The sequence below is a fragment of the Pseudarthrobacter sp. NIBRBAC000502770 genome (assembly GCF_006517815.1).
Taxonomy (GTDB): Bacteria; Actinomycetota; Actinomycetes; order Actinomycetales; family Micrococcaceae; genus Arthrobacter; species Arthrobacter niigatensis.
In genome coordinates this window covers 3,858,644-3,878,778 of the sequence record NZ_CP041198.1, presented here as the reverse complement: position 1 = coordinate 3,878,778, position 20,135 = coordinate 3,858,644, and the positions used below count along the sequence as shown (strand labels likewise).

Sequence of the window (20,135 nt, the reverse complement as noted above, 5' to 3'; positions counted from 1 at the left end):
TTGTTCAGCTTGCTGTATTGTGTTCAGCATAGTGATCGACACAACAGGTGTTGCCGCTATCCCACCAGGCCAACGGGGGCCTGGAGTGCATTAGAGGGAGTTTTCGTGACAACTCGTACTAACTCACCGCAGGCCACTACGGACGGCGCCGTCGTCGATCCGGACCAGCTGCGAAGGGCAACACTTGCCAGCTCCGTAGGGTCCGCCTTGGAGTACTACGACTTCTACATTTACGGCCTGGCCTCGGCCCTGATCTTCGGCCCGCTGTTCTTCGCCCCGCTCGGCGAAAGCGGAGCCGTCATCGCCTCCTTCGCCACCTACGGCGTCGGTTTCGCAGCACGGCCCTTCGGCGGGGTTGTCTTCGGCCACATCGGAGACCGCTTCGGCCGCAAGATGGTGCTCATCCTGACCATTGGCCTGATGGGCCTGTCCAGCTGCGCCATCGGCCTCCTGCCCACCTTCGACCAGGCGGGGATGCTGGGAGCGGTGCTGCTGGTGACGCTGCGCATCCTGCAGGGCCTGGGCGCCGGCGCCGAGCAGGCAGGCGCCACCACCCTCATCTCCGAGGTGGCCCCGCGCCGTCGTCGTGGATTCTTTGCCTCGCTGCCGTTCGTAGGCATCCAGCTGGGAACCCTCCTGGGCGCCGGAACCTTTGCCCTGATGGCACTGGCGGACAAGCAGGTCCTGCAGGGCTGGCTGTGGCGCGTTCCGTTCCTGGCCAGCATCATCCTGATCGCGATTGCCGTCTTCATCCGCCTCCGCCTCAAGGAGACCCCGGTCTTCCAGGAACTGGAGAAGCACAAGGCCGTAGTCAAGAACCCGGTGGGCCAGATCTGGAAGCACTCGAAGAAGAACGTGCTGGTGGGCATCGGCCTCCGCATGGGCGAAAACGGCAACTCGTCCATCTACTCCGCGCTGCTGGTTTCCTTCATCAGCATGCCGGCCGGCGTCTTCCCCGGCGATAAATTCATCGGCCCCACCGGCCTGCTGATTGCCGCCGGCTTCGCAGCGGTCCTGGTTGTTGCCTTCGGCGCCCTGTCCGACCGTTTTGGCCGGGTTCCCGTGTACCGCTACGGCGCGCTGTTCCAGGCCGTCATCGCCCTGCCGGCCTTCTACCTGGTGACGCTCGGCAATGTGGCCCTGGTCTGGGTGGTCATGGTGGTGGGCATCGCCCTGGGCGTGCAGTCCATGCTTGGCCCGCAGTGCGCCCTGCTCCCGGAACTCTTCGGCTCGCAGCACCGCTTCACCGGCGTGGCCCTCAGCCGTGAACTTTCCGCGGTACTCGCCGGCGGCTTCGCCCCAATGATCGGCGTGGCCCTGCTGGCCGCCACCAACCACTCGTGGCTCGTACCCGCCCTGTACTCGCTGGTCCTGGCGGCAATCTCGTTCGCCACCACGTTCTTCACCCCGGAAACCAACGGCCGCGACCTGGTCCTCGTGGAGGACGCCAGGTGACCATCGGCAACGCCGCCCCCGCGGACCCCGCGCCCAAACGCGCGGGATTCGTCGGGCTGGGGCTGATGGGAGCGCCAATGGCCGCCAACCTGCTCAAGGCAGGGTGGCAGGTCACGGGATGGAACCGCTCAGCCACCGCGGTCCGCGACCTGGAGGCGCTGGGCGGAAACGGCGCCAGCGACGTTGCGGACCTTCGGGACGATCCCGTCATCATCTTCATGCTCCCCGATCTCCCCTTCATCGAGGACGCTGCGGCGGGGCTCCTGGAAGCGTGGCGGGCCGTGCCGCCCGCACCGGGAACACTCGTAGTGGTGATGAGCAGCGTGTCCCCGGTCGCGGTGCGGGCCTTCGGGCTCACTGTGGCCGGCGCGAGCGGCGGGAACGCCTCGGTGCTCGACGCCCCGGTCAGCGGCGGAACGGACGGAGCGCAACGGGGAACCCTGGCCATCATGGCCGGCGGATCTCCCGAGGACTTCAGCCGCGCCCTACCGGCTTTGGAGGCAATGGGGACATCCGTCCGCCGGCTGGGTGACCTGGGTGCCGGCTCGCTGGCCAAGGCATGCAACCAGCTGATCGTGGGAACCACGACGGCGGCACTCGCCGAAGCTGCCGAGCTTGCGGAACGCTCCGGGCTGGACGTCAGCGCCCTCTTCGAAGTCCTGGCCGGCGGCCTCGCTGCCAGCAGGGTGCTGGAGCTGGTGGGCCCCCGGCTCGCGGCACAGGATTACACGCCGACGGGGCCGGCGAAGTTCATGCACAAGGACCTGTCCTTCGTGCTGGAAAGCGCCACCACCGCCCGGACCGCCACGCCCATGGCCTCCGCCGGCGTCGACCTGTACGCGGAACTGGTGGCGCAGGGTTTGGGCGACCAGGACCTGGCCGTGGTCCGGCAGGCGATCGCCAACCTGGGCGCCCCCTCCGGGAACCCCGGGCGATAAGTCCTCTGCTATATTCTGGTGCTTTCAGGTCCGGCGCAGGGGAGCCGGGCCACGGAACGTCGAACGGCCCTTTATTGAAACCAAGCAGCAGGCACACAGACTCCGCGCAGGGTAACGTCCAGCACACCGATTTCCTCAACTGCCCCACCGGATTCGTTGAGTACTACTTCGCGGACGGCGTCTTCCGCTGGTCGGACGGACTGTACCGCATCTACGGGTACGAACGGGGCGAGGTGGTCCCGACCATGGAGATGGTTCTTCCCCACGTCGAGCCCGAAGACCGGCCAAGGGTGCAGGCCTACTGGGACCATGTGTCCACCCAGGGCGGACCGTCATCCATCTACCTGTCCATCCGGGACCGCAAGGACCACCAGCACAAGCTGCTCTACTCCGCCGACTACATCATGGACGGGGACACCCCGATCGGCGTTTGGGGCGTGGTGGTGGACCTCACCACGTCAATCCACACGGACCGGCACCAGCTCGCCACCGAGGCGGTGGCGGCGTCGGCGCTCAACCGGGCGGTCATCGAACAGGCCAAGGGCGTCCTGATGGGCCGCACCGGAGTCACCGCCGACCAGGCCTACGGGCTCATCAACCAGCTGAGCCAGGATACGAACCGCAAGGTCTACGCAATTGCCCAGGACATCGTGGACCGCGCCACCGTCCACGCCGGAGATCCGGAGAACCAGGACCACCCCTGCTGTAACTGCCGCCTAGAGCGCCAAGCGCGGGCCGTCCGACAGGACGGGTCCCGAACCGACCGCGGGGAGCGCATCGTTGAAGGCCTCGACGACGGCCATTTGGCCGGTGGAGTCGGGAACGCCCGGGTACTGGAGATGGGCCGCCTCCACCGGCTCAGCCGGAGTTTCCACCGACCGCATCCGGGCCAGCGCCACCGCGGAGATGAGGAACCAGGCCACGTTGGTGACCACGGACGGCCACGCGCCGTGCAGCGTGCCGTTGATGATGAAGGCCACGGAGCCGAACAGGTTGGCGGTCTGGAAGCCTTTGCCAGCCTTCAGCCACCCCATGGACACGGCGAGGTACGCACTGAGGATCGCAACAGCGCCTGCCCAGCCGGCGAGTTCCCACAGCAGATTCATGGCGTCCTTTCAAGGGTTCCCGAGCAGTATTCGGGCAGGGTTCAGGAGGGGTAGAACGGGGTTGGTTTTGCCGGTGCCTGGTTACTCGAGCCTTGTTCGGGCGAGGACCGCATGCTGGCCGGCGGCATAATCATATCCCGCGTCCGGACACCGCCTTTACCCCCGAAACGTGATTCTCCCCACGTCTGGACAAGGCCCGCGCGGCGTAGCACGATCAAGCTGTGACCAACAGTTCCGGCTCCGATCCCTACCTGCGCGAACTCACCGAGCTGAGGCGCGTCAAGGACCGGATGGACCGCGAATATGCGCAGCCGCTGGACGTCGAATCCCTCGCCAAAGATGTCCATATGTCGGCAGGCCACTTCAGCCGCCGCTTCAAGCTGGCCTACGGTGAATCCCCGTACAGCTACCTCATGACCCGCCGGATCGAACGGGCCATGGCGCTGCTCCGCAAAGGCGACCTCAGCGTCACCGAGGTGTGCTTCGCCGTCGGCTGTTCCTCGCTGGGCACGTTCAGCACCCGCTTCAGCGAACTGGTGGGCATGCCGCCGAGCGTCTACAAACAGGAGGCAGCGGAATCGACGGCGGGGATCCCGGCCTGCGTGGCGAAACAGGTCACCAGACCGGTCAGGAATCGAGAAGCGCCGGCCCCTGAGCCGTCACTAGCATGACTGACATGGACATCAACATCTCTTCCACCTTCCTTCCCGCCACCGATCCGGACGCTTCCCTCGCCTTCTACCGGGACGCGCTCGGCTTCGAAATCCGCAACGACGTGGGCCGCGGCACCATGCGTTGGATCACCGTAGGCCCTGCCGGCCAGAAGGACGTCTCCATCGTCCTGCACCCACCGGCAGTGGACCCGGGCATCACCGAGGACGAGCGCCGCACCATCACCGAGATGATGGCCAAGGGGACCTACGCCACCATCGTCCTGTCCTCCCCCAACGTGGACGCCGCGTTCGCCAAGGTGGAGGCAACCGGCGCGGACGTCGTCCAGGAACCCATTGACCAGCCCTACGGCATCCGTGACTGCGCCTTCCGCGACCCCGCCGGCAACACGGTCCGCATCAACCAGCAGCCTTAGGCATATAAACAAGCACGTATATAACGGACGACGCCGGAACGGGCTGCCAGCGCAGCTCCGCTTCGGCGCCGCTCCAGGACGAAGGGGGACACCTTGAGCACGGAAGCAGACATGGATACCAGGCAGGGCGCGCATGTTGCCGACAGCCACGACCTCATCCGGGTCCAGGGCGCACGGGAGAACAACCTGAAGGACGTGAGCCTGGAACTGCCCAAGCGCCGGTTGACCGCGTTCACGGGTGTTTCCGGATCCGGCAAGAGCTCGCTGGTGTTCGCCACCATCGCCGCCGAATCGCAGCGGATGATCAACGAAACCTACAGCGCCTTCGTCCAGGGGTTCATGCCCAGCCTGGCCCGGCCGGACGTGGACCGGCTGGAAGGCCTGACCACGGCCATCATCGTGGACCAGGAGCGGATGGGTGCCAACCCGCGCTCCACCGTGGGCACGGCCACCGACGCCAACGCCATGCTGCGGATCCTGTTCAGCCGCCTGGGGAAGCCCTATGTCGGGCCCCCACGGCCTTCTCCTTCAACGTGCCCACCCGCAAGGCCAGCGGCATCATGAGCACTGAGAAGGGCGGCCGGGTGGAAAAGAACGTGGTGCGCCAGGTGACCTACCTGGGCGGCATGTGCCCGCGCTGCGAAGGCATGGGCAACATCAGCGACATCGACCGGACCGCCCTCTACGACGAGACAAAGTCCCTATCCGAAGGCGCGCTCACCGTTCCGGGCTACTCCATGGACGGCTGGTACGGCCGCCTGTTCGAGGGCATGGGCCTGCCCATGGACAAACCGATCGCCAAGTTCACGGCGAAGCAGCTGGACACGATGCTGTACGCCGAGCCCACCAAGATCAAGGTGGAAGGCGTGAACCTGACGTTCGAAGGGGTCATCCCCAAGATCCAGAAGTCCATGCTCTCCAAGGACGTGGAGGCCATGCAGCCGCACGTGAAGCGGTTCGTTGAGCGCGCCGTCACGTTCGCCACCTGCCCGGACTGCGGCGGCACCCGCCTTACCCCTGAGGTGCTCAACTCCAGGATCAACGGCAAGAACATCGCCGAGCTGTGCACCATGCAGATCAGCGACCTGGCGCAGTGGATCCGCGGGCTGGACGAGCCCTCCGTGCGGCCGCTGCTCATCGGGCTGCGGGACCTGCTGGATTCCTTCGCCGAGATCGGTCTGGGCTACCTCTCCCTGGACCGTCCCGCCGGCACACTCTCCGGTGGCGAGGCGCAGCGGACCAAGATGATCCGGCACCTGGGCTCCTCCCTCACGGACGTCACCTACGTTTTCGATGAGCCCAGCATCGGCCTGCACCCGCACGACATCGAGCGGATGAACACGCTCCTGCTGCAGCTGCGGGACAAAGGCAACACGGTCCTGGTGGTGGAGCACAAACCGGAGATGATCGCCATCGCCGACCACGTCGTCGACCTCGGTCCCAAGGCCGGCACCGGCGGCGGTGAGATCGTGTACGAGGGCGACGTGGACGGGCTGCGTTCCAGCGGCACCATCACCGGGCGCCACCTGGACGACCGTGCCCGCCTGAAGGACTCCGTCCGGAAGGCCGCCGGCGCGCTTGAGGTCCGCGGCGCCGCAACCAACAACCTGCAGGACGTCGACGTCGATGTGCCGCTCGGCGTTCTCTGCGTGGTGACAGGCGTGGCCGGCTCCGGAAAGAGCTCGCTGATCCACGGCTCGCTGGCGAAGCGCGGGGGCGTGATCGTCATCGACCAAGGGGCCATCAAGGGCTCCCGGCGCAGCAACCCGGCCACCTACACCGGGCTGCTGGAGCCCATCCGGAAGGCGTTCGCCAAGGCCAACGGCGTCAAACCGGCGCTCTTCAGCTCAAACTCCGAGGGCGCCTGCCCCACCTGCAACGGCGCCGGCGTGATCTTCACCGAGCTCGGCGTCATGGCCACCGTGGAATCCACCTGTGAGGACTGCGAAGGCCGCCGCTTCCAGCCCGCCGTCCTCGAATACACCCTGGGCGGACAGAACATTGCGGACGTCCTGGACATGTCCGTGGAGGCGGCGCTGGCGTATTTTGCCGAGGGCGAGGCTAAGACACCCGCCGCGCACAAGGTCCTGGAACGCCTGGCGGACGTGGGCCTGGGCTACATTTCACTGGGCCAGCCGCTGACCACCCTGTCCGGCGGCGAGCGCCAGCGGCTCAAGCTGGCCACCCAGATGGCGGAGTCCGGGGACGTCTACATCCTGGATGAGCCCACGGTGGGGCTGCACCTGGCGGACGTTGAACAGCTGCTGGGGCTGCTGGACCGGCTGGTCGACTCCGGAAAGTCCGTTATCGTCATCGAGCACCACCAGGCTGTGATGGCGCACGGCGACTGGATCATCGACATCGGCCCGGGAGCAGGGCACGACGGCGGCAGGATTGTCTTCGAGGGCACCCCGGCTGACCTGGTGGCCGGGCGGGCCACGCTCACCGGCCAGCACCTGGCGGCGTACGTGGGGGCGTGAAGCCGCTGGAAACCCTGCTTTAGCGTCCGCCCGGCAGCTGACCCAGGAAGCTGACGGTGGCGGTGCCAATCTGCTGTTGTGCGGCGCCGCGGCCGATGCCGGGCTCGCCGTCGCCCGGTTGCGCGCCGTAGTCACCGAAGAAAGCGTGCACTCCGCCCTGTACGGCGATGAACTCAGTATCCTCCGGCAGGAGTTCCCTGGAGGCCTGGATCTTCTTCGGCGTGCTGAGGCCATCCTTGGTCCCGGAGACGGAAAGGACTGCCAGTCCGGTCCGTCCCCGCAGTGATTCCACGGGATAGGAGGCGTACAGGACCAGCCCCGAGATATCTGTGTTGTGGAGGGCGAACGATGAGGCCGCCACCCCGCCCAGGGAGTGGCCGCCCACCGCCCATCTGGTGATGTCCGGGTTGTCCTGGATGGCGCTGCGGGCCTGGTTGCCGTCCAGGAGGCTGAGCCCGAGCGGCTCCTTCAGGATGACCACGCGGTACCCGGCGGCCACCACGGGGCCCAGGATGTCCTGGTAGGCCCTGGCGTCCACCCGCGCGCCCGGGTAGAAGACCAGCCCCCGGGTGGTCCTGGCTCCGTCGGGCGACATGGTGATGGCGGTGCTGGTTTCGGTGACGGTGAGGTCCGACGCCGGCCCGGCCTCCGCGGTCGGTCCCGGCTGGTAGCCGAAGGGGGTGAGCCAGGCGAGCCCGGCGGCGAGCGCCAGGACGGCCAGCCGGCCGGCCCACGCCCCGATGGCGCGGACACGGGACCGTGGCCGCGGGACATCGCGGCGTCGCCAGATCAGGACTGCCCAGGCGGCACCGGCGGCAACCGCGCACAGCAGGATGCCCGGCAGCAGCGGATGGCCGACCGGCACAGCTGGATTCCCGGCCAGCATCCACAGCGCCACACCGATCAAGCCGGCAGCACATGCCATGGATGCCCAGAAAAGGGCAGTCCGTTTCCTGGGCAGCGCGCCGGCCTGGCCGGCAGGTGGGGTCTCCATGGTTCCTGATCCTTCCATCCGGCGGCAGGATTTCAATGCCGGCCTGGCCTACGCTGGCCGTATGCCCGAAATGTTCCGGTACGACGTCGAGATCCTGCACCTGCTGGTCTCCCCCGCGCACGCGTATTTTGGCCGTACCCGTGACGGCGCCGCCGACGTTCCTACTTCTGATGCTTCGCAGGCTGAGGTGGTGGCCGGCAAGGGCATCGTGGGCGACCGCTTTTTCGGCAAGGCCGCACACATGGATGCGGCGGTGACCCTGTTCGCCGTCGAATCCCTCGAAGCCATCGCCGCCGAACTGGGCGCGGCGCCGTTCGATCCCCTGCTGACCCGCAGGAATGTGGTGCTGCGCGGAGCCCAGCTCGCCCCACTGCTGGGGCAGGACTTCGTACTGGAATCCGGCGGCTCCCCGGTGACCCTGCACGGCGGCCGGCACGCCCAGCCCTGCGCGTGGATGAACGAGATGCTCGCCCCCGGCGCGCATCCGGCCATGCGCGGCAGGGGCGGCATCCGCTGCCGCGCGGTGTCCGGCGGCTTCCTGCACCGGGGTCCTGCCGTGCTGGTCAGCCCGGTGCCGCTGGACCCTGCCCGGGCGGGCGAGGCGAGCGTCCTGCGGCCGTCGCGGCTGCCGTAGCAGCCCCTGCCCTGGTGGGACGCCCCGGCAGGACTAGGACGGACGACGGCGTCACGCACGGCACGCTTTCGCCCCACCATAGGCGGGGAAGCCGCGGAAACCCGGGGTACCGCCGTCGTGCGCTGCTTGAAAGTATGCCCCCCGTGACGCGGGTGCAGCCTCAGCTCACATGACGGCGGTGGCGTTGGCCGGGGAGCCGGTGCCGCCGGTGATGTTCAGCGGCTTGATGCTGATGAATGCATCCCACGTGCCCGTGCACCGCATGTGCCGGGCCAGGGGGCCGAGCCGCCACAGCTCCCCGAGCGGCATGCCCAGCTTGGCCAGGAGCTGCTGGTGCATCATGCCGTGGTCGTTGAAGGCGGACTCCCGGTAGGGGCTGTCCGGGACGGCGGGGAGGCATTCGACGGCGAAGGTGTCGGCGGCGACGACGGCAAACCGGCTGTCCCAGGCCCAGGCGACGAACTCCTGCGACTGCACCACGCCCGTTGCCTTCCGGCTCTCACGGAGGCGCTGCTTCTCCTCCGGGTCCAGCCCGAGGAACCATTCGCACCACCCTGTGTGGAGCAGGAGGATGTCGCCGGGACGGGTGGTCAGGGACTGGGACTCCATGGCCGCCTGGAGCAGGTCCAGGCCCAGCGGTTCCCCGCCTGCATGGTCGATGGGCTCCCCCACGCTTTTCCGGAAACCGTCGAGGTCCACCAGGACTCCCCGCCCGGCGATGGGGTGCTCCGCCCATTCCTGGATGCCAAGGTCCGGTGTGCCTTCGGTGATCCGGTGGTCCGGGACGCCGTTGTAGAAGCCAACGTCATCGGCACGGCGGTGCCGGAGTCCGTCAATCTGCGTCGACCCCTGGAGGTAATACCCGTCCAGGTAGTCATCCCGGTGGGCAGGGTGGGAGGAGTAGATGGTGTGCCGGGGCGCGCTGCGTTTGAGCGACATCCCCGGGTCAAAGGCATCTGCGGGATAGTCGAGCCCGAACACGGTCCCGGACCGGATGCTGTTCCTGGCCTCAAGGAGGGCAGCCGGCGTGATGAAGGACGGCGTGCCCCTGCCCGGTTCCGGGAACAGCCCCCACGATGTACCCGCCAGGTTGCCCTCCCTCGCCAGGAGCTCCGCGAAGGTGGGAAAGGTTCCGGATGCGGTCATCGCGTGGTGGCCTCCTGCTGCTGTTCGGCCTGTTTCCGGGGGCGCTGGTAGCTGAGCAGGAACCCGGCCACGGCGCACACCGATGCGGCAATGCAGACGGGCGGTTTGACGTAGGTGTTGAAGAACTCGAGCCAGGCGTTTTGCCCGGCCACGAGGCCCGCGGCCTGCCCGGCAACGAACAGGACGCCGCCGACGAGGAGGAGGCCAAGAGTGAGGGTGAAGACGGTTTGGATGAACCTTCGGGGTGTGTTCATGGTGGTTCCTTAGATGGGCAGGATGCCGAGGATGATCAGCACGCCGATGACCAGCAGGGGCAGCGCATAGTGGGTGAGCAGGCGGGCGAAGGTCTTGATGGGATTGACGTCCGCGATGCCGCAGGCCACATAGAGCGGTGCACCACCGGGCGGGACCGCGGCCTCGCAGGAGGAGAAAATAAGGACGGCGACGGCGGCAGTGGTGGCGGGCACCCCGGCAGCCACGAGGGCGGCAACGCCCACCGTTCCCACGGCGGCCATCGTGGCGGTGGCGGAAAGCGGGGCCGCGACCGCGATGACGATCAGCCCGATCAGGATGGCGAGCAGCCAGAGGGGAAGGTTCAGCCCGTTCAGCAGGGCGGTCATTTGCTTGGGCAGGCCGGTGGCGGCGAGCGCGTTGGCGCCGGCGAAAGCGAAGAGCACCGTGACGCCGACGATGCCGAACCGCGGGGCCGAGCCCTGCAGCAAGGTTCCCCAGTCCCGGCCGGTGCGGGGCAGCCGCTTCCTGCCCAGCAGCGCACCAGTGATGAGGAGCACCACCGGGATCCAGACGATCACGCTGACGGACTTGCTGACATCGCCGCCGGTCCAGTCGGAGAGGGCCGAGGTGAGGAACCCGGAAGTGATGGCAAGGGGGATGGCGACGACGACGAACAGCAGGAGCGTGGCCCAGCCCTGGCCGAACGCGGTCCGGACGGACAGGCGGTGGGCGGCGTCGAGAGGTGCCATCCCGCTTTTCCTGATGAGCATCCAGGTGACGATGAGCCGGTGGAGGAAACACCACAGGCCGCCGAACAGCAGGGGAAGGACGAGGGCGTTGATGTTCAGCAGGGGCCCTACCGTGGCGGAGCCGACCAGGACGAACATGGAGGCGCTGAACGGGAAGGTGATTCCCATTCCCGCGTTCCCGGCCACGAGGGTTGCTGCGGCAGGCTTGTCGAGCTTGGACTTTTCCATCCAGGGAATGGTCACCGAGCCTACCGTCGCGGCGATGGCAGCCTGGTTGTGGACCACTCCGCCCAGGCCTGCGGAGGCTACCGTGGAGACCCAGGCCGGGCCGCCCTTGACTCCGCCGATGAGCGAGTTCAGCAGGTCGATCAGCCGGTCCAGGACGCCGCCCTTGTCCAGCAGGTAGCCCATGAAGACGAAGGCCATGGTGGCGTAGACGATCTCGTCGGTCGCTGCCGAAGAGAGTGCCGACCAACCCACCTGTGCCGCGGCGGCCCCGGTAAACGGCAGGACCACCAGGAAGCCCAGGATCATGGCCTCCCCCACGCTGCGCTTGATTGCTGTCGTCCAGAGCAGGATGACGGCAAGGTAGGCGCCCAGTGCCCAGATGCCAATCATGCTGCTGCTCCTGTCGGCGGAATGCCGGTTGATGTTGAAATCACGTTTTTCCCGTTCCTGATTGTGCCCTGCTGTGCGGTCAGCGCAAGGCCGGTTCCGTGGCCTGCGCCATCCGGGCGAGGGCGGCGGCGGAGGCGGTGGTCATCTCGGCCGGGACGCCGAGGTCCGAAAGATAGCTGGCGGTGTCCTGCATCTCCTTGGAGCGGCGGACGGCGTGTTTGGCGGTTCCGGTGAGGAACCTGTCAATGACAGCCTGGCCATCCCCCGCCAGCTGGTTCGCGATCTGGCCGCGGATCCAATCCTCCAGGCCGGCCGCCTGGCCGGCCGTGACCGCTTCGACCACGACGGACGCCATGCCCTTCATGAGCACGCTCCTGAGCAGTTTGTGGGCCATCGCTGCACCTGGCTCGCCGTCAGCGATTTCCACCTGCACGCCGAGGGGTCGCAACAGGCCCGCAACGGCCTGGGCGCCTGGACCGCTCACCATGAGCGGGGTCTTTTCCCCCAGCGCGGAGACGGGTCCAAGGATGGCGACGTCGGCAAAGTGGGCTTTGCCGGGCAGCTGTCCGAGTTCCTGCATGACGCCAGGGGAGGATGATGTGAAGTCGGCGTAGACGCTGCCGTCGCCAAGGACCGGCAGGCATTCCTGTGCCACGCTGCGAGCGGCGGCGGCTCCGGTCATCACCAGGACGATCTCAGCCCCGGTACATGCTTCGGCCGCGGTGGCCCTCCGGGTGACGCCCTCCGGCGTGGTGGGGGCCACGGGGTCGAACCCGGTGACCTGGTGGCCCGCAGCTGCGAGCGCTGCGGCGTAGGTGGCTCCGGCTTCGCCGAGGCCAATGACGGTGCACGCTGTCATGGTTTGCTCTGTTCCTTCTGGTGACGTTCTGGTGGCGGGGCGGTTCAGTTGCGGGCGGCGACGATTGCCTGGCGTCGGCCGGTCTCGTCCGCGAACACTGCTTCGGCGGCTTCGGCGACGGCGGCGGCCTGGTCCCGGGGGATGACCACCACGCCGTCGGAGTCACCGACGATGACATCGCCGGGCAGGACGGGGACGCCGCCGAAGGCGACGGCGGTTCCCAGCCTGAAGGGGCCGTCCTTGTAGGGACCGGCGGGCGAAGTAGCCCGGGCGAAGACGGGCATGCCGATCTCGCCCAGCGCCTCGGCGTCGCGCGCTGCTCCGTCCAGCGCGAAGCCCGCTACGCCGAGGTTGATGGCGCGCTCCCCGATCAGTTCGCCAAGGAGGGCGCGGGATTGATCGGCACCGCCGGCGACCACAATGACGTCACCTGGACGGGCCAGCTGCAGGGCGGCGTGGATGCCCTTGTTGTCGCCGGGACGGGTCCACACGGTGAACGCCGGTCCGGCAAGCTTCGCACCGGGCCAGACGGCCTGGATGGCGGAGTCCGCCACGCCGAGCCGGTCCATGGCGTCGCCGATGTTGGCGGCGGGCAGCTTGGCGAGCCGGTCCACGATGCCCGGGTCGGGGCGGGCAAAGTCGGCGCTGGTGTCGATGGCTGGAGTTGTCATGGTGGGGTTCCTTAGGGGGTGTGGATCAGTCTTTTTTCTGGACCAGGGGAAGGACCTTCTTGAAGTCGTCCTCCTGGCCTGCCCAGAACTTCTGGTAGTCGGTGCCGTTGAGGTAGCTGGTCTGCAGGCCCAGGTCCTTCATCTTCTGCACCACGGCGGGGTCTTCGATGGCCTTCTCGATGGCGGCTTCGAGCTTTTTGGCCACGTCAGCCGGGAGTCCGGCGGGAGCGGAGTATCCGCGGGCAGTCCCCGCGGTCAGGTCGTAGCCGGACTCCTTGAACGTGGGGATCTCCGGCAGTGAGGGGGCGCGGTCCCCGGACATGACGCCCAGCACGCGTGCCTTGCCCTGCTTGCTGAGGTCGTTTACGTCGCTGACGTTGGCCACCAGGACGTCAACATGCTTGCCCAGGAACGCGGTGGTGGCCTGCGAGGCGCCCTCGGAGAAGTGGACCGGCGCGAACTCCGAGCCGGTGCTTTCCTGGATCTGGGCCAGGGCGAAGTGTTCGCCGGTCTGGATGCCGGTGGTGCTGGCGGTGAGTGACTTCGGTTTGGCCTTGACCGCGTCCAGCAGCTCTTTCAGGGTCTGGTACGGGCTGTCCGGCTGGACGGCGATGACGGTGGGGTCGATCACCTGCCGGCCCAGCGGCTGGAAACTGTCCCTGGTGTACTTCGCGCCGCGGGCCGGGTCCAGGGGTGAGACCACCACCGAGGGTGATCCGGTGGCACCGATGGTGTAGCCGTCCGGCTTGGCACCGGTCAGGGCTGTATAGCCGATCTGGCCGCCGGCACCGGGCTTGTTGATGACCTCGACGTTGGTGCCGAGTTCCTTTTCGAGGACCGGCTGGATGAGCCGGGCGGCGGTGTCCACGGCGCCGCCCGACGAGAAGGCCACGATCAGGTCGATGGACTTACCTTTCTTGGGGAAGTCGCCGGCGGCCGCACCGGAATTGCTGGCTCCGGCGTTGGCGCCGCAGCCGGTGAGGGCGAGCAGGGACGCGGCTGCGACTGCTGCGAAGATCTTCTTGCGTGACATGGTTCTTCTCCTTTGAAGGGGTGCGGGTGTAGGGGGTTACGGGGTTGGGAGTCAGGCCTCCGGGTCCTCCATGAGGGCCTTCGGCTTGCGGAGTTTGAGCAGCGGACTGCAGATGATGAGCAGGCCGATGCCGATCAGGACGGCGGAGATGGGACGGCTGGTGAAGACGGTGAAGTCGCCCTGGGAGATTTCCAGCGATTCGCGCAGGGAGCGTTCCATCAGCGGCCCGAGCACCAGGGTGAGCACCATCGGAGCCAGGGGGACGTCGAGGTTCCGCAGTGCCAGGCCAAGGAGGCCGAAGCCGATCATGACGTAGACATCAAAGACGCTGAAGTTGATGGTGTAGGCCCCGATGACCATGAACACGAGGATGACTGCCGTCAGGATCGGGGTGGGCACGCGGAGGATGGACGTCCAGAGCCCCACGAGCGGGACGTTCAGCAGCAGGAGGAGGACGTTGCCGATGAAGAGGCTGGCGATGATGGCCCAGGCGATCTCCGAGTGCTCCGTGAACAGGCTGGGTCCGGGGGTGAGGCCCTGCTGCAGGAATGCGCCCATCAGCACGGCGATGGTGGGCGAGGCGGGAATGCCAAGGGTGAACAGCGGGATGAGGGCAGCATTGGCGTGGGCGTTGTTGGCGGTCTCCGGACCGGCGACGCCTTCGACGGCCCCCTTGCCGAGTTCGTGGCGGAAACGCGAGAACCGCTTTTCCGTGGCGTAGGAAAGGAGCGAGGACACGGACCCGGTCATGCCGGGAATGAGGCCCAGGCCGAAGCCGACGCCGGTGCCGCGGGCCATGGCGGGTGCACTGCGGCGCCATTCCGTCCGTGACGGGAACAGCTGCCGGAAACCGGGGGCGTGCACCACCGGGGTGGGCTCGTTCCGGCGGAAGGAGAGGATTTCGGAGAGCCCGAAGACGCCGACGATGACGGCAACGAAGCTGACCCCGTCCATCAGGTTGTCGATCCCGAAGGTGAAGCGCGGTGCTCCGGCCACGGGATCGATGCCCACCATGGAGATCAGCAGGCCCAGGGCTCCGGAGATCAGTGCCTTGACCATGGATTTTCCGGCGAGGGCAACCAGCAGGGAGATGCCCACCACCATGAGGGCGAAGAATTCGGGCGGCCCCACCAGCAGGCCCATCTCGCCGAGCGGCTTGGCTGCGGCGACCAGGCCGACGGTGGCGATGGTGCCGCCGATAAATGAGCCGACGGCGGCCAGCGTAAGTGCCGCTCCGGCCCTCCCCATCCTGGTCATGGCGTAGCCGTCGATGGTGGTGATGGCCGATGACGCTTCACCGGGGGTGTTCAGCAGGACGCTGGTGATGGTGCCGCCGTACTGGGTGCCGTAGAAGATGGCACACAGCATGATGATGGACCCTGCAGGGTCGAGGTTGAGCGTTAGCGGGATGAGCAGTGCCACGCCCGCGACGGGCCCCACGCCGGGCAGGACGCCGATGATGGTGCCGAGCAGGCAGCCGAGGAAGGCAAACAGCAGGTTTTGCCAGGTCATGGCGGTGGCAAAACCGCCCAGCAGTTCGTTGAGGGTTTCCATGCCTAGAGTCCGATCAGGTTCAGCGGAGCAAATGCCGAGACGGGAAGAGCCACGTTCAGGCCGTAGTTGAAGGCGTAGAAGGCGCCAACGCTCCCCGCCAGGGCGATGATCAGGGAGGGCACCCACGCCCGGCGTCCGCGGATTTTCAGGTGGTACAGCAGGAACGCGAACATGCTCAACTGGAAGCCCAGCAGGTCCATCACGGATGCCAGGATGACCAGGCTGGCCACGACGGAGATGACCACGCCCTTGTCCACGCCCTTGCCCCTGGCGCTCGGCCGGCGGAGTTCCTGGAGGAGCCAGATGGCCGACATCGCCACCAGGAGTGCCCCCATTGCGAAGGGGAACAGTCCGGCACCCGGGCCAAGTGACGTCCAAAGGCCCAGGCTCACCGAGCTCACCAGGACATAGATTCCGACGGCGGCGAAGGCGCCGATCCCCGCCAGCACACCGGGGGCAACCCGAATGGTGCTCCCTGCTTTGATCGTGACTGACTCCGTTGTCATGAGCTTCCTTTTCACTGCGCGTCATTGCGTTTCACAGAATGAAACTATATTGCGTACTGAGAAATAGTGACAGGAGACACAGGGACTGTCAAGCGCAAAGAACTTACATAGAATGAAAGAATGGCGACGACGACTTCCACCACGGCCGGCACGGCAGAAGAGGGCCCCAAGTCCTCGAACATGCGCTCCCTTTCGAGGGCCATGGAGGTCTTTGCCGAGTTGCAGCGGGCCGAGCGGCCGCAGCGGCTCAGTGACCTGGCCCGGAACTGCGGCATGAGCCTGCCCACCACGCTGCGGATCCTGCGGGTGCTGCAGGATTTCGGCATGGTGAGCCAGAAGGACAAGTCCTACCGGATCGGCCCGGCCGTACTCCCGGCGGCAAAGAGCTTTCTGGAGAACGATCCCCTGGCGGTCGCGGGCCGCCCGGTTCTGCAGCAACTCGCGACCCAGACGGGAATGTCTGTTTCCCTGCACACCCGGCTCGGGTTTGAGCGGATTCTGGTGGCAAGGGTCCAAGGTGAAGCGCCCATGCAGTATGACCTGCCGCTGGGTAAGCGCCTCCCGCTGACGCGCGGCGCGGCGGGAAAGATCCTGATCGCGGGTGCCACCGACGCTGAACTCAAACAGGTGGTAGCGGCCGCAATTGCCTCCGGTCACGAGGAGCAGGGATTCACGATAGAGGAACTGAAGTCGCGGCTGCCCGAGCCCGGCTGTGACTACGCCTATTCAGCGAATGAGCGCGTGCTTGGCGTGCTCTCCGTAGGGGTGGCATTGACGAACAGAGCCGGCCGCGCCAACGAATCAATGGCGTTGAACTGCCCTGCGGAAGCGACGACAGAGGAGAAAATCAAAGCCAACGTTCCGGAACTGCGCCGTGCCGCCAGCCGGCTCTCCGAGCTGCTCGAGGGCTCCGTTTACTGACCCCCTGACCGCCTACCCCAACAACAAGGCGGACGACGGCGTCACGCACGGCACCCTCTCGGCGCGCCTGGGGCGGTGAAGCCCCGCAAAGCCGGGGCACCGCCGTCGTCCGCCGCCTGAAAGCCTGCCCGGCGTGACGCGAGGACCGCTAATCCAGCTGCACCCCGCGGAGCAGCAGGAGCGTCCCGCCCACCACGACGGCCGACGCCAGGAACACGCCGCCCGCGCCCAGCCCGGCGGCAACGACGCCGATGGCACTGGGCAGGACCACCTGCCCCACCCGGTTGCCGGCGAGCCGCAGGGCCAGTGCCCGCCCCCGCTGCCCAGTCGGCGCCTGCGCCGAAAGCCACGACATGGTCAGCGGCTGGCCGATGCCCAGGCCCAGCCCCAGCACGGCCATCACACCAAAGAGCAGCCACGCCGGCATGGGAACGGCTGCGGCTGCCAGCGCCGCGGTGGACAAGGCCAGGCTCACCACCAGCAGCCGCATCCGGCCAATCCTCCGGGACACCCTGCCCAGCAGGAGCCGCGACACCATGGAGAAGACGGCGCGGACGGTCAGCATGGCGCCCACGGTGGCCGAGGTGAGTCCCCGGTCGGCGCCGAGGGCCGGCAGGTAGACCATGGTCAGGTCCACCACGCCCAGCACGGTGGCGCTGGTGGCGAGGGCACGGGCCACGCCGGGTGACTTCAGCAGCGATACCGCGCTGCCCGTCCCGGCGGAAACCGCCTTCTTCCTCCGGGCGCTGACATGGGCCGGGACAACAAAGGTGGTGGCGAACAGCACCAGGCCCATGACGACCGAAAGAAGGAAGATCGCCCGGGTGTCCGGCCGGATGGAAGCGCCGCCCACCAGGGAAATCGCCAGCGGCCCCAGGGCCTGCCCCAGGGATGCGGCGAACGTCAGGTATCCGAACGCGGAGTCCATGCGGGTCGAGGCCGCATTATTGGCCACCACCGCCTGCTGCCCCACGACGCATGCCAGCTGCCCGGCGCCCAGCAGCGCGGTTCCGATGACCAGGGCCACGATCGAGGAGCCCCACAGCAGCAGGAAGGCAGAGCAGGAGAGGACGACGGCGGACCCGGTCGCCATGAGCCGGCGCTCACCCAGTCGGTCCACCAGGCCGCCCGTGGGCACGGCGAGCAGCAGCGGAAAGACGGCGTAGCTGGCGGCCAGCAGTCCCAGGGCGAACCCGGGGACATCGAGTTCAAGCGCACGGTAGGTGGCTGCCGGGCGGACCAGGAAGGTGACGGCCTGGATCAGCGCGGAATGGACCAGCAGGGCGGTGGACGTGCGCCGCCCCAGTTCGCCGATCATGCGCCGGCGCCGGTGGCGCCGGAGATGGCCCGCACCGCAGCGTCCCGGGCGCCCATCACGTGCTCGAACGCGATGGCGGCGGCCTTCTCCGGATCGCCACTGGCCACTGCATCCACCAGGATCCGGTGCTGGGCGAGGGCCTGGTGGCGGCGCTCCTGCGTGCTGTTGGTGAAGTGCCGGTACCGTTCCATGTGGCTCGAGATCTGGCCGTGGAAGCGGCGGGCCCAGGAGTTGCCGGCGATCGCGGCGATTTTGGCGTGCAGCGCCATGCCCTGCCGCATGGCGTCGTCGGCGAACGTCACCATGGCTGCGTTGCGTTCCAGGATGCCCTTGAGGTCTTCGACGTCGCCCGGCGTTGCTTTCAGGCAGGCGTTGCGTGCCATCAGTGATTCCATTGCCGCGCGGACCTCGTACAGTTCCGAGATGGCGCCTTCGTCCAGCGCCGGCACCAGCACCCCGCCGGTGGGCTGCTGCTCCAGGAGGCCCTCGGAGATGAGGCGCCGGATGGCCTCGCGCAGCGGCGTTCGGCTCACCTGCAGCGCCGACGCCATCGCCGGTTCGTAGATGCGTTCCCCGGGTTTCAGCTCAAGGCTCAGGATGCGGCGTTTCAGCTCGGCGTAGACAAGATGGGCCCCTGTGTTCCGGGTGGGTGACTCTGGCATCGTTTAGACCTCCAGCAGCCATCATACTTGTATACATCTATACACATGATCTCCCCGGCTAGCTGTATTGACCACAGACGTTAGTGACGCCCGGCGTGGTTTGGTGACATGAAGAAGACCTCCGGGTGGAGTGGGGCTTGTCTAGAGTCCTTTTTCCACACACGGAGGTCTTCGTGTCCCACCCTAATGCTTTCCTCACTCCTCGTGGCCGGTTACAGCTCGCGCAGTGTGTTGTTGATCAGTGCTGGAGCCTGCGCCGTGCCGCGGAGCGGTTTCAGGTTTCGGTCCCGACTGCTGAACGTTGGGCGAAGCGCTACCGCGAGGAGGGACCCGAAGGAATGGTGGACCGTTCGAGTCGGCCACATTCCTCGCCCCGCAGGACTGCTACGCGTACCGAACGGAGGATCATCGCCGTGCGTGTGAACCGCCGGTGGGGCCCTGCCAGGATCGGCTATCTGCTGGGTCTGCACCCCTCGACCGTCCACCGGGTACTGTCCCGCTACCGGCTGGCGAAACTAACCTGGCTCGATCGCGGCACAGGACGAGTGATCCGCCGCTATGAACACGACAGGCCGGGGGATTTGGTCCACGTGGACATCAAGAAGCTGGGCCGGATCCCCGATGGCGGCGGACATCGAGTCGTGGGCAGGACCGCTGGCTGGAAGAACAAGACCGGCACCAAGGCCAACCGCCGGCCCGGCTACCACTACCTCCACAATGCCGTGGATGACCACTCACGACTGGCTTACACCGAGATCCTCACTGACGAAACCAAGGAAACGGCAGCAGGCTTCTGGGTGCGGGCAAACGCCTGGTTCAAAGAACACGGAGTTACCGTCCAACGTGTTCTGACTGACAACGGGAACTGCTACCGGTCCCATGCTTTCGCCGAAGCGCTGGGTCCGAATATCAAACACAAACGCACCCGCCCCTACAGACCACAAACCAACGGCAAAGTCGAACGGTTCAACCGCACCATGCTTGAGGAATGGGCCTACATCCGCCCCTACCGCTCAGAAGCCGAGCGAGTTGCTGCTTTCCCCGACTGGCTCCATGCTTACAATCACCATCGAGCCCACACTGCACTCAAAGGTAAGACACCGGCCAGCCGCGTCATCAACCTCTCAGGTCAATACAGCTAGCGGGGCCGCGTGCAGGCACACGAAGAAG

At 67.0% G+C, this 20,135-nt stretch carries 19 protein-coding genes and 2 pseudogenes; 9 read left to right on the top strand and 12 right to left on the bottom strand.

Features of this window, described 5'->3' with window-relative positions; genetic code table 11:
* Positions 1-105 precede the first annotated feature (105 nt).
* From NIBR502770_RS18435 to NIBR502770_RS21700, 3 genes and pseudogenes are all read left to right on the top strand, one after another.
* The gene (locus tag NIBR502770_RS18435) at positions 106-1,455 is read left to right on the top strand and encodes an MFS transporter (protein WP_141182913.1); all 1,350 of its coding nucleotides are present in this window, start codon (positions 106-108) and stop codon (positions 1,453-1,455) included.
* Positions 1,452-2,393, top strand: a complete 942-nt coding sequence (locus tag NIBR502770_RS18430) for an NAD(P)-dependent oxidoreductase (RefSeq protein WP_141182912.1) — start codon at positions 1,452-1,454, stop codon at positions 2,391-2,393. Before NIBR502770_RS18435 ends, NIBR502770_RS18430 begins: the two co-directional genes overlap by 4 nt.
* Positions 2,394-2,467: 74 nt before the next feature.
* Positions 2,468-3,034 (top strand): annotated as a pseudogene (locus NIBR502770_RS21700) (PAS and ANTAR domain-containing protein); the annotation flags it as partial.
* 75 nt (positions 3,035-3,109) lie between these two features.
* Here NIBR502770_RS21700 and NIBR502770_RS18420 read toward each other — a convergent pair.
* Positions 3,110-3,499, bottom strand: a complete 390-nt coding sequence (locus NIBR502770_RS18420; protein ID WP_141183498.1) for a YgjV family protein — start codon at positions 3,497-3,499, stop codon at positions 3,110-3,112.
* A 221-nt stretch (positions 3,500-3,720) separates the two neighbouring features.
* Between NIBR502770_RS18420 and NIBR502770_RS18415 the strand changes: the two genes are divergently transcribed.
* The 3 genes and pseudogenes from NIBR502770_RS18415 to NIBR502770_RS18405 all read left to right on the top strand — a co-directional run bounded on the left by NIBR502770_RS18415 (position 3,721) and on the right by NIBR502770_RS18405 (position 7,066).
* Positions 3,721-4,170, top strand: a complete 450-nt coding sequence (locus tag NIBR502770_RS18415) for a helix-turn-helix transcriptional regulator (RefSeq protein ID WP_141182911.1) — start codon at positions 3,721-3,723, stop codon at positions 4,168-4,170.
* Positions 4,167-4,586, top strand: coding sequence for a VOC family protein (locus NIBR502770_RS18410; protein ID WP_141158731.1), 420 nt, complete (start codon positions 4,167-4,169; stop codon positions 4,584-4,586). The genes NIBR502770_RS18415 and NIBR502770_RS18410 overlap by 4 nt, the downstream gene beginning before the upstream one ends.
* 111 nt (positions 4,587-4,697) lie before the next feature.
* A pseudogene (locus NIBR502770_RS18405) lies at positions 4,698-7,066 on the top strand (ATP-binding cassette domain-containing protein).
* Positions 7,067-7,085: 19 nt separating this feature from the next.
* Here NIBR502770_RS18405 and NIBR502770_RS18400 read toward each other — a convergent pair.
* Positions 7,086-8,060, bottom strand: coding sequence for an alpha/beta hydrolase (locus tag NIBR502770_RS18400; protein ID WP_141182910.1), 975 nt, complete (start codon positions 8,058-8,060; stop codon positions 7,086-7,088).
* Positions 8,061-8,121: 61 nt separating this feature from the next.
* On the opposite strand from NIBR502770_RS18400, the gene NIBR502770_RS18395 reads away from it, so the two are divergent.
* The gene (locus NIBR502770_RS18395) at positions 8,122-8,694 is read left to right on the top strand and encodes an MOSC domain-containing protein (protein ID WP_141183497.1); all 573 of its coding nucleotides are present in this window, start codon (positions 8,122-8,124) and stop codon (positions 8,692-8,694) included.
* A gap of 165 nt (positions 8,695-8,859) precedes the next feature.
* Here the strand turns inward: NIBR502770_RS18395 and NIBR502770_RS18390 are convergent, their stop codons facing one another.
* The 8 genes from NIBR502770_RS18390 to NIBR502770_RS18355 form a co-directional block, all read right to left on the bottom strand.
* Positions 8,860-9,840 (bottom strand): cyclase family protein, encoded by a 981-nt coding sequence (locus NIBR502770_RS18390; protein ID WP_141182909.1) that lies wholly within the window; start codon positions 9,838-9,840, stop codon positions 8,860-8,862.
* Positions 9,837-10,094 (bottom strand): hypothetical protein, encoded by a 258-nt coding sequence (locus tag NIBR502770_RS18385; protein ID WP_141182908.1) that lies wholly within the window; start codon positions 10,092-10,094, stop codon positions 9,837-9,839. Before NIBR502770_RS18385 ends, NIBR502770_RS18390 begins: the two co-directional genes overlap by 4 nt.
* A gap of 9 nt (positions 10,095-10,103) precedes the next feature.
* Complete coding sequence (locus tag NIBR502770_RS18380) at positions 10,104-11,441, bottom strand: TRAP transporter large permease subunit (RefSeq protein ID WP_141182907.1); 1,338 nt, start codon at positions 11,439-11,441, stop codon at positions 10,104-10,106.
* Positions 11,442-11,520: 79 nt separating this feature from the next.
* The gene (locus tag NIBR502770_RS18375; protein ID WP_141182906.1) at positions 11,521-12,300 is read right to left on the bottom strand and encodes an NAD(P)-dependent oxidoreductase; all 780 of its coding nucleotides are present in this window, start codon (positions 12,298-12,300) and stop codon (positions 11,521-11,523) included.
* A 44-nt stretch (positions 12,301-12,344) separates the two neighbouring features.
* The gene (locus tag NIBR502770_RS18370) at positions 12,345-12,971 is read right to left on the bottom strand and encodes a methyltransferase (protein ID WP_141182905.1); all 627 of its coding nucleotides are present in this window, start codon (positions 12,969-12,971) and stop codon (positions 12,345-12,347) included.
* A 25-nt stretch (positions 12,972-12,996) separates the two neighbouring features.
* Positions 12,997-14,004 (bottom strand): tripartite tricarboxylate transporter substrate binding protein, encoded by a 1,008-nt coding sequence (locus tag NIBR502770_RS18365; protein ID WP_141158738.1) that lies wholly within the window; start codon positions 14,002-14,004, stop codon positions 12,997-12,999.
* 51 nt (positions 14,005-14,055) lie between these two features.
* Positions 14,056-15,558 carry a tripartite tricarboxylate transporter permease gene (locus NIBR502770_RS18360; RefSeq protein ID WP_141182904.1) on the bottom strand — a complete coding sequence of 501 codons (1,503 nt, stop codon included), beginning with the start codon at positions 15,556-15,558 and terminating at the stop codon, positions 14,056-14,058.
* 2 nt (positions 15,559-15,560) lie between these two features.
* On the bottom strand, positions 15,561-16,064 hold the full coding sequence (locus NIBR502770_RS18355; RefSeq protein WP_141182903.1) for a tripartite tricarboxylate transporter TctB family protein: 504 nt from the start codon (positions 16,062-16,064) through the stop codon (positions 15,561-15,563).
* Positions 16,065-16,184: 120 nt separating this feature from the next.
* On the opposite strand from NIBR502770_RS18355, the gene NIBR502770_RS18350 reads away from it, so the two are divergent.
* Positions 16,185-16,985 (top strand): IclR family transcriptional regulator, encoded by an 801-nt coding sequence (locus NIBR502770_RS18350; RefSeq protein ID WP_141158741.1) that lies wholly within the window; start codon positions 16,185-16,187, stop codon positions 16,983-16,985.
* A 148-nt stretch (positions 16,986-17,133) separates the two neighbouring features.
* Here the strand turns inward: NIBR502770_RS18350 and NIBR502770_RS18345 are convergent, their stop codons facing one another.
* Entirely contained in the window at positions 17,134-18,303 is a 1,170-nt protein-coding gene (locus tag NIBR502770_RS18345) for an MFS transporter (RefSeq protein WP_141182902.1), read from the bottom strand.
* Positions 18,300-18,965, bottom strand: a complete 666-nt coding sequence (locus tag NIBR502770_RS18340) for a GntR family transcriptional regulator (RefSeq protein ID WP_141182901.1) — start codon at positions 18,963-18,965, stop codon at positions 18,300-18,302. Before NIBR502770_RS18340 ends, NIBR502770_RS18345 begins: the two co-directional genes overlap by 4 nt.
* Before the next feature lie 173 nt (positions 18,966-19,138).
* On the opposite strand from NIBR502770_RS18340, the gene NIBR502770_RS18335 reads away from it, so the two are divergent.
* On the top strand, positions 19,139-20,107 hold the full coding sequence (locus NIBR502770_RS18335) for an IS481 family transposase (protein ID WP_141182900.1): 969 nt from the start codon (positions 19,139-19,141) through the stop codon (positions 20,105-20,107).
* Positions 20,108-20,135 lie beyond the last annotated feature (28 nt).

Excerpts from the sequence above, each read along its gene's own strand:
- NIBR502770_RS18370 (WP_141182905.1), bottom strand. The coding sequence starts at position 12,971 with ATGACAACTCCAGCCATCGACACCAGCGCCGACTTTGCCCGCCCCGAC.
- NIBR502770_RS18385 (WP_141182908.1), bottom strand. The coding sequence starts at position 10,094 with ATGAACACACCCCGAAGGTTCATCCAAACCGTCTTCACCCTCACTCTT.
- NIBR502770_RS18345 (WP_141182902.1), bottom strand. The coding sequence starts at position 18,303 with ATGATCGGCGAACTGGGGCGGCGCACGTCCACCGCCCTGCTGGTCCAT.
- NIBR502770_RS18350 (WP_141158741.1), top strand. The coding sequence starts at position 16,185 with ATGGCGACGACGACTTCCACCACGGCCGGCACGGCAGAAGAGGGCCCC.
- NIBR502770_RS18400 (WP_141182910.1), bottom strand. The coding sequence starts at position 8,060 with ATGGAGACCCCACCTGCCGGCCAGGCCGGCGCGCTGCCCAGGAAACGG.
- NIBR502770_RS18420 (WP_141183498.1), bottom strand. The coding sequence starts at position 3,499 with ATGAATCTGCTGTGGGAACTCGCCGGCTGGGCAGGCGCTGTTGCGATC.
- NIBR502770_RS18340 (WP_141182901.1), bottom strand. The coding sequence starts at position 18,965 with ATGCCAGAGTCACCCACCCGGAACACAGGGGCCCATCTTGTCTACGCC.
- NIBR502770_RS18360 (WP_141182904.1), bottom strand. The coding sequence starts at position 15,558 with ATGGAAACCCTCAACGAACTGCTGGGCGGTTTTGCCACCGCCATGACC.
- NIBR502770_RS18390 (WP_141182909.1), bottom strand. The coding sequence starts at position 9,840 with ATGACCGCATCCGGAACCTTTCCCACCTTCGCGGAGCTCCTGGCGAGG.
- NIBR502770_RS18410 (WP_141158731.1), top strand. The coding sequence starts at position 4,167 with ATGACTGACATGGACATCAACATCTCTTCCACCTTCCTTCCCGCCACC.
- NIBR502770_RS18375 (WP_141182906.1), bottom strand. The coding sequence starts at position 12,300 with ATGACAGCGTGCACCGTCATTGGCCTCGGCGAAGCCGGAGCCACCTAC.
- NIBR502770_RS18355 (WP_141182903.1), bottom strand. The coding sequence starts at position 16,064 with ATGACAACGGAGTCAGTCACGATCAAAGCAGGGAGCACCATTCGGGTT.
- NIBR502770_RS18380 (WP_141182907.1), bottom strand. The coding sequence starts at position 11,441 with ATGATTGGCATCTGGGCACTGGGCGCCTACCTTGCCGTCATCCTGCTC.
- NIBR502770_RS18395 (WP_141183497.1), top strand. The coding sequence starts at position 8,122 with ATGCCCGAAATGTTCCGGTACGACGTCGAGATCCTGCACCTGCTGGTC.
- NIBR502770_RS18365 (WP_141158738.1), bottom strand. The coding sequence starts at position 14,004 with ATGTCACGCAAGAAGATCTTCGCAGCAGTCGCAGCCGCGTCCCTGCTC.